Consider the following 11532-nt stretch of genomic DNA (forward strand, 5'->3'; position numbering starts at 1 on the left):
AGCGTGAACAGGTCGCTGCTCAGGTTGGCGGTGAACAGGCTCAACTCGTTCTGGCTGCGGTCGCGCACCACCGGCTGGATCCAGTCCAGCATCGCCGGGGTGATCGATCCGGCACCGCCGAAGATGTTCAGCGGCACGCAACCGGGCGTGGCCGCGCAGACCGCCGGGTCGCCCAGGGCCATGTTCACCTTGAAGATGTCATAGCTGCCGTAGTTGGTCTGTTCGGCCTTGTTCTTGCTGTACATGCCGTTGACGTCCCAGAACCAGCTGCGGCTGCCGGCCTCGAACTGGCCCACCAGGCCGGTGGCGAAGTACTGCGTGTTGACCTCCTGCTCGAAGATGCGCGCGCCGCCTTCCACCGGGCGCCGGCCGATCAGGCTCATGTTGCCCGAGGACACCAGGTCGAATCCGAACGGGTTGTACGGGTTGAGCGCGGACACCACGATGTTGTCGGCCAGCGGATTGCCGGTGGCGCCATCGGGGCCGAAGAACAGCGGCTCGGGCCCGGCCTGGTTGGTCGATTCGCGGCGGTTGCCCAGCGCCTTGATGTACCACTGGATGTTGTCGGTGATGTCGAAGCGGAACTGGCCGAAGATGCCTTTGCGTTCCGACGGCGTCAGCACCATGTTGTATTCGGCGAAGTTGAAGCGGTCGGCCGAGGTGAAGCAGTGGTAGTCGTCGGTACGGCTGCACCCGGCACTGCCGTCGTAGCGCGGATTGCTCACGCCGGTGTTGGGCACGATGTCCTGCTCGGCCCCGGTGTTGGGGTCGACGAAGGCGAAGCGGCCCTGCGGGATGCCACCGCTGCCGAAGGCCAGCCCGGTGCCCGGGATCGGGAAGCGCGACTGCTCGCGGTCGCGCGCGTACACCGGGTCCTGCTTGGTCCAGCTGGCGCCCAGGAACAGCGTGTAGCGGTCGCCGCTGGTGCCCCAGGCCAGATCCACGCCCTTCTGGGTGCCGTCGCCCTTGCTGTATTCGCCGTAGTTCAGCGTGACCTGGCCGCCGTCGAATTCGCGCCGGGTGATGATGTTGACCACCCCGGCGATGGCGTCGGAACCGTACAACGACGACGCACCGTCTTCGAGCACTTCGATGCGCTCGACGATGGCCAGCGGAATGGTATTGAGATCGGTCGCCGCGCCCACGCCCGACGCCGAGGATTCGTTGACCCAGCGGATACCGTCCACCAGCACCAGCACGCGCTTGGCGCCCAGGTGGCGCAGGTCGACCTGCGCCGAACCGGCGCCCACGCCGCTGCCGTCGGGCGGGAAGCCGAAGTTGCCGGAGGAATTGAATTTGGCGTTCAGCGCCGACCCCGACCCGGTCAGCTGCTGCAGTACCTCGCCAATGGAGTTCATGCCGGTGCGCTCGATCTCGGCGCGGGTCAGGGTCTGGATCGGCACCTGCCCTTCCACTTCGGCGCGTTTGATGCGGCTGCCGGTCACCTCGACGCGGTCCAGCTCGGTGGTGGTACGGGGTGTTTCCTGCGCGCCGGCCAGGGCGGGCACTGCCAACAACAGACACAGCGATACAGCGACCGCCAAGGGGCGGTAGTGCAGGTCGTTCATTCGCTCTCTCCACAAAGGAATGTTGGGCTGGGCTGCCGCGCCCCCCTGCATGGCGGCAACGTCTCCTTTGTAAACAAACGGTAAAACGAGGGTCGTGACGGAAGGCACCTTTTCACGTGACTGCGACAAATCCGAACAGGCAACATGTAGGCGCCACAACGCAAAACGCCCCCGCAGGCGGGGGCGTTGTTTTGTGCGCTGCAGTGCGTACCCGCGCTACTGCACGAAGGCGATGCGCTCCAGGTGCGCGTTGCTGGCGGCCGCCAGCACCTTGGCCATCACTGCGTATTCCGCGTCGGGGTCGCTGGCGATGCGCAGCTCCGGCAGGTTGCCGGCGTGTGTCTGCGCCTGGTCCTGCATGCGTGCCTGCAGGGACGCGACCGGCACCCCCTGCCCGTTCCAGGTGACCTGGTTGGACGCATCCACGCGCAGCTCGATCGGCGGCGGTGGCTCGGTGGGCGGCACCACCGTGGTCGTGCGTTGCGGCAGGTTGACCGGGATGGGCAAGGACACCATCGGGGCGGTCACGATGAAGATGATCAACAACACCAGCATCACATCGACCAACGGGGTGACGTTGATCTCGGCCAGTGGTCCAGACGTCGCGGCTGCGCGGAATGCCATGCTCTGTCTCTCCCTGGAGCGGGCTGCCCCAAGGCCGACACTACGCCGGCCGCGGCCCGTCTTCACGGCGTTGTGCGGCGCTCGTTCATGATCGAGTCGGCTTGCCCTCACCGCCCTTCACCGTGCGCCGTTATGCTTTCGGCCATGACTCGACTTCCCCTGTATTTTCTCAGCGCCTCCGTCCTGCTGGCCTGCACCGGGGTCAGCCCGGTGGCCGATGCGCAGAACCTGGATGCGCAGCGCGCGCAGCTCAAGGCAGCCATCGACAACGCCGAGCGCGGCCAGTACGACCCGGCCCAGGCCGCAGCGCTGAGCAGGCACCCGCTGTATGGCTGGCTGGAATACGCCAACCTGCGCCGCACCATCGACACGGTCAGCGCCACGCAGGCGCAGGACTTCCTCAAGCGCTACAACGGCCAGGCCGTGGCCAGCAGCTTCCGCAGCGTCTGGCTGCCGGCGCTGGCACGCCGCCAGGACTGGCCCACGCTGCTGGCCAACTGGGTGCCCACCGACAATGTTGGCCTGCGCTGTGCCCAGCTCAACGCGCGCCAGGCCACCGGCAAGGCCGACGCACAGTGGACCAGCGAGGCCCAGGCGATCTGGCGCAGCACTGGCAAGTCCCTGCCCGATGCCTGCGATGCGGTGTTCGCCGTACTCGATGCCCGGGGCGGCCTGAGCGCCGACCTGCGCTGGGCCCGCATCGATGCGGCCGCCGACGAACAGCAGCCCGCGGTGATGCGCAGCGCCGCGCGCGGCCTGCCCGCCGCCGATCTGGCCCTGGCCAACACGTATGCCGCCTTTGTCGACAAGCCCAATGCCAGCGCCCTGAACTGGCCACGCAACGAACGCAGCCGACGCATCGCCACCGATGGCCTGGCCAAGCTGGCCAAGGCCGACCCCGCCGCCACCGAGCAGCAGCTGCCGCAGTACGCCAACGCGCTGCAGCTGAGCGCGGCCCAGCAGGCGCAGGTGCTGTACCAGGTGGCGCTGTGGACGGTGGCCTCGTACGGCCCCGAATCGGCGCGCCGCCTCAATGCGGTGCCCGATTCGGCCTACGACGAGCGCCTGCACGAATGGCGCGCGCGCGAAGCGATGTCGCGCGGCGACTGGCCGCAGGCACTGGCCGCGATCCGCAAGATGGGCCCGACCCAGCGCAGCGACTCGCGTTGGCGCTATTTCGAGGCCCGCATGCTGGAGAAGACCGGCAAGCGCAGCGAGGCCCAGCCGCTGTACCGTGAGGCCGCGCGTGCCGCCACCTTCCACGGCTTCCTCGCCGCCGACCAGCTCGGCCAGTCCACCTACACGCTGTGCCCGTGGGAACCCAACGACAGCGCGCAGGCGCAGGCGGCGGTCGCCCGCGACCCGGCCATCGTGCGGGCGATGGAGCTGTTCAAGATCGAACGCGCCGGCTGGGCCGTGGCCGAGTGGAATGACGCCCTGAGCCGCTACGACACCACCCAGCGCCGCATCGCGGTGGAAGTGGCGCGCGACAACGGCTGGTTCGACCGGGCGGTGTTCTCGCTGGGCAAGACCCCGGACGAGCAGCGCCTGTATTCGCTGCGCTTCCCGCTGCATCACGACGACGCCATCCGCCGCGAATCGGCCCGCAACGCGATCGACCCGGCCTGGGTGGCCGCCGAGATCCGCGCCGAGAGCATCTTCAACCCGAAGGCGCGCTCGCCGGCCAACGCCATGGGCCTGATGCAGGTGCTGCCGGCCACCGGTGCCAGCGTGGCCAAGTCGATCGGCCTCACCAACTACGGCGGCGCCGCCAGCCTGTACGACCCGGATACCAACATCGCCCTGGGCACGGCCTACCTGCGCCAGCTGATGAACAAGTACGAAGGCCTGCCCTACATCACCATCGCCGCCTACAACGCCGGCCCCACGCCGACCGCGCGCTGGCAGACCCAGCGCCCGGGCTTCGACCCGGACATCTGGATCGAGACCATCAGCTACAAGGAAACCCGCGAGTACGTCGCGCGCATCCTGGCCTTCAGCGTGATCTACGACTGGCGCTTGAACGGCAACGCCCTGCCGGTGACCGACCGCATGAACGGCCGCCTGCAAGCCAAGCGCAAGAACTTCGCGTGCGCCGCCAACGCGGACAAGGGCGGCGACTGAGCCAGGTGCCGGCCGCCGAACACCCCGGCATGGCCGGCTCCCCGCACCGCCCGAACACCCGGTAGTGCCGGCCGCTGGCCGGCTCCCCGAGATGCCCGAAGATTGCGACGAGCCGGCCAGCGGCCGGCACTACGATTTGCCCGAAGATTGCGAGGAGCCGGCCAGCGGCCGGCACTACGAGATGCCCAGAGCCAGCGGCCGGCACCACGTCCCCGGGCCGGCGACGGTTCGCATCGTCCTGGCCCACTGCGGCATCATGGGCGCATGAAGATCTATCTTGTCGGCGGCGCCGTACGCGACCGCCTGTTGCAGCAGCCCCCCGGTGACCGCGACTGGGTGGTGGTGGGCGCCACGCAGGCGCAGATGGAAGCCCAAGGCTACAAGGCCGTGGGCCGCGACTTCCCCGTGTTCCTGCATCCGGACACCGGCGAGGAATACGCACTGGCGCGCACCGAGCGCAAATCCGGGCGCGGCTATCGCGGCTTCGTGGTCGATGCCGACCCGTCGGTGACGCTGGAAGACGACCTGCTGCGCCGCGACTTCACCATCAACGCGATCGCCTGCGACGAGGCCACCGGTACGCTGGTGGACCCCTATGGCGGTGCACGCGACCTCCAGCAGCGCATCCTGCGCCACGTGGGCCCGGCGTTCGTGGAAGACCCGTTGCGGGTACTGCGCGCGGCGCGCTTCATGGCGCGCTTCGCCCCGCTCGGTTTCACCGTGGCCCCGGAAACGCTGGACCTGATGCGCCAGATCGCCGACAGCGGCGAGCTCGATGCGCTGGTGCCCGAGCGGGTGTGGCAGGAACTGCGCCGCGCGCTCACCTGCGCCCAGCCCTCGGCTTTCCTGCGCACCCTGCACGAGGCCGGCGCACTGCGCGCGATCCTGCCGGAACTGGAGGCACTGTACGGCGTGCCGCAACGCGCCGAGTTCCATCCCGAGGTGGATACCGGCGTGCACCAGGAAATGGTCAGCGACATGGCCGCGCGATTGGCCCCGGGCGACGACCTGATCGGCTTCGCCGCGCTCACCCACGACCTGGGCAAGGGCCTGACGCCGCCGTCGGAATGGCCGCGCCACATCATGCACGAGCAGCGCGGCGTCGCCCCGCTGCACGCCCTGTGCGACCGCCTGAAGGTGCCGCTGGACCACCGCCAGCTGGCCGAAGCGGTGTGCCGCGATCATCTCAATGTGCACCGCATCGACGAACTGCGCGATGCCACCGTGCTGGAATTGCTGGCCCGGTGCGACGGCTTCCGCCGCCCGGAGCGCATTGCGCAGATCGCGTTGTGCTGCGAGGCCGACAAGCGCGGCCGACTGGGATTCGAGGACAGCGACTACCCGCAGGGCGCCACGCTCACCCGCCTGCACCAGGCGGCACTGGCCATCCAGGCGCGCGACCTGGACCTGACCCACCTGAAGGGGCCGGCGGTGGGTGAAGCGCTGGCCAAGGCGCGTACGCGGGCGATTGCCGCGCTGCGCTGAACACCTGCGCCGGTGTCGGCCCGCACACTGTCGGGCCGGACCGGCCCACCCGATTTCAGCGGGTATCCGCCACCGCAGCCGCCTGCTTGCAGGCCGGCTGCGCAAGCAGCCATTCGCGTGCCGCCGCGGCCGCGTCCTGCCCTGCGCCCACCGTGACGTCGGGCTGCAGGGGGCTGCCGTCGCCTACGCCGTTGCGGTCGGCCATCACGTTACTGGTCAACACCAACAGGCTCCCATCGGGCAATCGGGGTGTGGCGTTGCCGGTGGAATAGCCGGCACTGGGCTGGCCGAAGCTGCGTGAGGCTGCCCGACCGCGGAACGCCAGCACCGATGCCTCACCGGAACTGGCGGTGCGCGTCCCAAACAGGACCGCCACCGGTGCGCCGGGGCGGCGCAGCGCATACTGCGTGTTGCGCGATCCCACCATACCCTTGCCGTCCAACCAGACCGCACCCTCGCGATACGCCCACGGCTGCTGTTTGTCCGCGCGAAGGGACATGCCGACCGGATCACTTCCTTTGGCATCGCCCAGCAACGGGCCCAGGCCCAGCAACATGGGCCACATGTTGCCGCCACTGTTGCCGCGCAGGTCGACCACCCAGCCACAGCGGTTGCCATCATCCTGCTCCCGGATGCGCGTCTGCAGCGCGATGGCTGCCTGCTTGCGGGCCTGGTACTGCACATCCTCGGGTTGGGTCATGTCATCCACGTAGGGCCCCACCTTGATCCACCCCAGCCGCGCTGTCGGTCCGCCGCTGGCATCATCGGTCTGCGTGGGCGCAGCCCCCATCGCCCCCATCGCCGCCTGCGTGGCCTGTGCGCGCCTGGACTGCGCGCTTAATTCGTTGGCCGACGTCCACCGCCCGTGCCCGCCGCTGCTGCGCTGGATCACATCGTCCAGCACCCGTCGCGTCTGCGCCGGGTCGCGTGCGGCCGCCAGCTCCGCGCGGGCCTTGGGCCAATCCACGCGGTCGCGATACAACGACTGTTGCTGCAGCAGGTCCAGGATCCGTGCCTGCGCCTCTGCGCTGGGGACGTCCTGTGCGTTTGCAGCGCCACTTGCCGCTGCCAACGCCACCATCAACCACACGCCACGTCCTGCGATCATCGTGCTACATCCTTGTAGTGAAGAGGCTGCAGCTTACCGCTGCACGCGACAGTCGGAACAGTGCGCCATTCGCACAACCAGCGATGCCTCACGTCACAACGCGCCCGGCAGCGCCGGTCGTGCCCGGCGTGCCGCCGCAGATGCTCGCCGGCTGCCGCCCTACCAGTCCAGCCGCAACCCGATGTTGCCCTCGATCACCTTGCGCTCCTTCTGCGCACTGCTTTCCAGGTCGCGCGTGTAATCGGCCACCGCAAACGCACTGACGGTGCTGTTGAAGCGCGCCACCACGCCCACGCCCACTTCCAGCGCACGTGAATCCTGCTGGTTGAGAATGCGGTTGCTGTCGAAATCGATGCGGTCTTCGCCGTCCAGGGTCTGCCAGTAATTGAGCTTGATGTACGGCTGCCAGCCGTTGCCGGCGATGTCGTAGTCGGCAGCCAGCCGCAGGCCGACGCGCCCGGTCCAGGCGTTGTCGTTGTCAAAGCGCACTGCCGACACCGCGTCGCCGGCATCGTCGATCGAGGTGCGCTGCCAGATCACCTGCAGCTGTGGCTCCAGCCACCACGCGCTCTGCCCGAACCGCAGCAGCGGCTTGCCCACTTCCAGCGAGGCGGTGGTGCCATCGCCGCGCACGTCGATGCCGAGGCCGCGCGAGGACGTTGCGTCGCCGTCGTAGCGGCTCTGCATCACCACCGCGTCGAGGTAGCCGCCGGCACTGCCGGCGCGGGTCCAGTACACACCCACGTGCTTGTCATCCAGCCGGGTGCGGCCCACCGCCACGTTTTCCCAGCCGATCGCAAATCCGCTCACGTTGCCCTGCGCGCGGGTGCGGCCAACAAACACGCCGAACTGATCGCGGTGCTCGTCTGCCGCGTTGGCATACAGGTCCAGGCCGGCCTGGATGCCCTGGATATCGCCGTCGAAGCCGGGCTGCGCGTCCCCGTCCCACTGCTGTTCGTGGCTCTGCCCCACCAGCCGCGCCCAGGCCGCGCGCACGCCGCCCTGCCCGGCCAGCAACCGCTGCTCGCCCTGGCGTTCGTGGAAGGTGCCCAGGCTGGCCAGGCTGGTCTCGCGCAGCAGCGGCGGTACCACCGAGTACAGGCCGGTCTCGAAGCGGTACAGCGGAATGATGCCGCCCTGCGCGGGACGCGCACCCGGCGTGGGTGGCACCGCCAGCGGCCCCGGCACCGCCGCCACCTCGGTGGGCACCGGCGGCGGGGTATCGATGCTGGGCGGCGCAACGTCGGCCGGGTCGGCCGGCTCCGGCGGCGGCGCCGGCTCGGGCGCGGCCGGGTTGGGATCATCCGGCGGATTCACGTCCGGCGGCGGCGGCGGTGCGGGCGGCAGGTCGACCGGCGGCGTGCCGGTACTGTCCGGCGGCGGCGGCGGCGGCGGGGTTCCGCCGCCCGGCGGCGGTGCGGGCGCCGGGGTCACGCTCGCCACCAGGGTCGAGCGCAGGTACCAGTTTTCGGCGGTGCCGCCACTGACCCCGCCCTTGAACAGGAAATACTCGTAGGCACCGGCAGCGACCGGGTTGTACAGCGCGAATGCGGTGGGCGCGGTGGTGGCGCCGTTGATCGCCTGCACCACCAGGATGCCGTCGGCCACGGTGGAGGCGCCGGCGCCGCCCGCGTTGAGGATGCCCACGCCCGTGGTGCCGCTGGCGCTGCCGGTGGAGATCACCAGCTTGTCCGACAGCGAACTGTCGTCGCCCAGCACCGTGTTGAGATACAGCGCGCCGCCGTTGCCGACGTAGTTGCCGACCACGGTGAAGGTGTCACCCGCGCCGCCGCCGTTGCTGAGGTCGATGCGGCCGGCATTGGTGAGCGTGGCCAGCTGCCCGGCCACGAACGGGGCGACGCCGCCGTTGCCGCCACCGCCGAACACCGCGCTGGTGGCATCGATGTCCAGGCGACCGGTGCCGCTGGTGCTGTCGCCCAGTACCAGGGTGCCGTCGAAGGTCAGCTGGGTATCGTCGCGAAGCGCCACCTGTTCCCAGTTGGCAAAGCGCGCCACGCCGCCGGTCTTGACGTTGTCGAAGCCGAGCACGTCATTGCCCAGCCCACCGTCGAACACCGGCAGCGCGCCCAGGTGGGCGGCATTGAGGTTGGTGAGCTGCGCGACGTCATCACCTTCGCCGAAATCGATCGCGCCGTGCACCACGCCGCCGCCGTTCCAGGTCAGGCTGTCGTTGCCGAAGCTCAGGCGGATCTCGCCGCGCACCGTGCCGCCGGTGATGGTGACCGCGTCGTCGCCACCGCTGACGCTGATGTTGCCGCCGATGTACCCGTCCGACAGCACGATGGTGTCACGGCCGAAACCGGTGACCAGGTTGCCATCGATGGTGCCGCCGGACATCAGGAAGGTGTTGTCGTCCAGCTTCATGTTGACCCGGCCGATGCGGCCGCCGGTCATCTCGGCGTAGTCGCCATCGTCGAACGCGCCGACGATGCGCCCGCCGGTCATGCGGAAGCGATCCAGCGCGTCGCCCTGCAGCAGCGCGCCGATGCTGCCGCCGGTCATCAGGAAGGTGTCGATGCCCGAGCCCTGCTGCACCGTGCCGGTGACGCTGCCGCCGCTGATCTCCAGGCTGTCCTCGCCATCGCCCTGGTCGACGCTGTCGATCACGCCGTCGCGGATCACCAGCGCGTCGTTGCCCGCGCCCTGCAGCACGCCGCCCTGGATGCTGCCGCCGAGCATGTCGATGCGGTCGTTGCCGGCACCGGACACAACGCCGCCGGTACTGCCGGCAATCGTGCCGCGGTTCACCAGGTAGGTCGCCCCGTTGAGCTGCAGCGCGCGGCCCGCAGTGGCGATGATGCTGCCGGTGTTGTTGATGACATGCCCGCTGCCGGCCTGCACGGTGATCGCGTTGCCGCTGGCGATACCGAGCTGCGCGTTGGCCAGCACGTTGATGGTGGTGTTGGAGGCGCCGCCGGCGGTGACAATCGCCACCGGATCCGGATTGGGCGCTGCGGTCGAGCAGGTCACCGTCTGGCCCTGCCCGGGCGTGGGGTTGTCGCACCCGGCCCAGGCCGGCGCGGCACCGGCCAGCAGGACCGTGCCCAGTGCACCCCCGCAGCCTCGGCGCAACCGCTGCGAAATACGGACGGCCAGCACCGTGGGTGACGGCGAAGCGGGCATGGGGCGCATACACCTTTCCTGTTCGACAAGAGGGGGTAAGGCAACGGCCCCAGTGCTTCTACGCAGACCGGCGTCGGTACTTTTACCGCTCCACCGTGATGGTCGGGTAAACGATGGGCCGCCCGCGCTAGATTTTCAGGTAGATGCGGCGGCTGTCCAACACCCACACCACGCCCCACCACACGGCCACGAACCCCAGCGCGCACAGCAGCGAGGCCAGCGCGGGTGCAGTCGGTAGCAGCCCCGAAACAGCCTGGTACAGCCACCCCCACGCGCCGCTGGCGATCAGCAGCAGGGCCATCGCCGACGAGCCGAGGTAGGCGGCAATCGCGTTGACACCAAAGCGCCGGCCCAGCGCCGGGGCACCCCAGCGATCCACCAGCAGATGCGCCAGCAGCAGTGCCGCCACCGACATCCCGCCCGTCCACAGCACGAAGCTGGGGGTCCACAGCTGCTTGTTGAGGGGCAGCCACAGCGCGGCCACGCCGCCCAGGAGCAGGCAGGCCGTTGCCAGCACCGCCAGCCCACCCACCTGCCCTGCCCGCAGCCACGCACCCGCACGCAGGCCCAGCAGTGTGCTGGCCAGAGCGCCCAGGCTGCTCAGCAGCCCTTCGGGGTCGTGGCCGAGCCCGGTCAGCGGGTCGTACCTGTAGAGGAACGGCGCAAACAGCGCGGTATCCAGGCGGCTGGCCGGGTTGACCCACGGTGCCAGCGAACCGGCCCCCAGCAGGATCAGCGTGTACGCAAGCAGCAGTCCGGCCAGCACCGCCCATTGCGTGCGGGCGCGCGTCTGGATGGCCAGCAGCCCGACCACCGCCACGCACAGCGCGATGCGCTGCAGCACACCCCATAGCCGGTAGGCCGGCAGATCCAGCAGCCACCACGCCAGCAGGTGCAGCAGTACGCCGGCCACTGCGATGCGCAGCGCACGCTGCAGCAGGCCACTGCGCAAGGCCGGGCGCAGCGCCGGCTCACCCGCGCGCGGCGACAGGCTGAAGGCCATCGACACGCCGGCAATGAACAGGAACAGCGGGAAGATCAGGTCGGTGGGCGTGAAGCCATGCCAGTCCGCGTGCAGCAGCGGTGCGTACACGTGGCCCCAGTCACCGGGGTTGTTGACCAGCAGCATCGCCGCCACGGTGAGCCCGCGCAGCGCATCGATCGAGCCCATGCGCGGCGATGCGGGTGCGGTCATGCGTCTTCGCGCTCGCCGGCAATCCAGGTGGCGCGCACCTGCAGCGCGTCGTCGAGCAGCACCAGGTCGGCCTGGTAGCCCTCGGCGATCTCGCCCAGGCGATCGTCCAGGTTGAGGAACTGCGCCGGGTAACGCGAGGCCATGCGGGCGGCCTCATCCAGTGGCAGGCCGAGCAGGTGCACCGCGTTGCGCACCGCCGTGGCCATGTCCAGAGCCGAGCCCGCCAACGAGCCGGCGGCATTGCGCACCACGCCATCCACGGCGGTGATCACTTCGCCATAGAG

8 protein-coding genes are annotated in these 11532 nt (G+C 69.6%); 2 read left to right on the top strand and 6 right to left on the bottom strand.

What is annotated here, in order from left to right; translation table 11 throughout:
• A partial coding sequence (locus DBR34_RS24105) for a TonB-dependent receptor plug domain-containing protein (RefSeq protein WP_258224150.1) occupies positions 1-1568 on the bottom strand: 1568 nt, incomplete at its 3' end.
• Positions 1569-1784: 216 nt separating this feature from the next.
• A complete protein-coding gene (locus tag DBR34_RS19385) occupies positions 1785-2192 on the bottom strand; it encodes a biopolymer transporter ExbD (protein WP_128097990.1) in 408 nt (135 codons plus the stop codon).
• Positions 2193-2324: 132 nt separating this feature from the next.
• On the opposite strand from DBR34_RS19385, the gene DBR34_RS19390 reads away from it, so the two are divergent.
• Entirely contained in the window at positions 2325-4316 is a 1992-nt protein-coding gene (locus DBR34_RS19390; RefSeq protein WP_128097991.1) for a transglycosylase SLT domain-containing protein, read from the top strand.
• Positions 4317-4580: 264 nt separating this feature from the next.
• A complete protein-coding gene (locus tag DBR34_RS19395; RefSeq protein ID WP_128097992.1) occupies positions 4581-5801 on the top strand; it encodes a multifunctional CCA addition/repair protein in 1221 nt (406 codons plus the stop codon).
• A gap of 55 nt (positions 5802-5856) precedes the next feature.
• On the opposite strand, the gene DBR34_RS19400 is transcribed toward DBR34_RS19395, so the two are convergent.
• The 4 genes from DBR34_RS19400 to DBR34_RS24110 form a co-directional block, all read right to left on the bottom strand.
• Complete coding sequence (locus tag DBR34_RS19400; RefSeq protein WP_128097993.1) at positions 5857-6909, bottom strand: S41 family peptidase; 1053 nt, start codon at positions 6907-6909, stop codon at positions 5857-5859.
• A 159-nt stretch (positions 6910-7068) separates the two neighbouring features.
• Positions 7069-10053 (bottom strand): autotransporter domain-containing protein, encoded by a 2985-nt coding sequence (locus DBR34_RS19405; RefSeq protein WP_128098007.1) that lies wholly within the window; start codon positions 10051-10053, stop codon positions 7069-7071.
• Positions 10054-10180: 127 nt separating this feature from the next.
• Positions 10181-11248 (bottom strand): heparan-alpha-glucosaminide N-acetyltransferase domain-containing protein, encoded by a 1068-nt coding sequence (locus tag DBR34_RS19410; protein ID WP_128097994.1) that lies wholly within the window; start codon positions 11246-11248, stop codon positions 10181-10183.
• Positions 11245-11532: amidohydrolase family protein (locus DBR34_RS24110; protein WP_258224145.1), on the bottom strand; the 288-nt coding region annotated here is incomplete at its 5' end. The genes DBR34_RS24110 and DBR34_RS19410, both read right to left, overlap by 4 nt.

It is taken from the genome of Stenotrophomonas sp. HMWF003, assembly GCF_003061285.1.
Classification (GTDB): domain Bacteria; phylum Pseudomonadota; class Gammaproteobacteria; order Xanthomonadales; family Xanthomonadaceae; genus Stenotrophomonas; species Stenotrophomonas maltophilia_AP.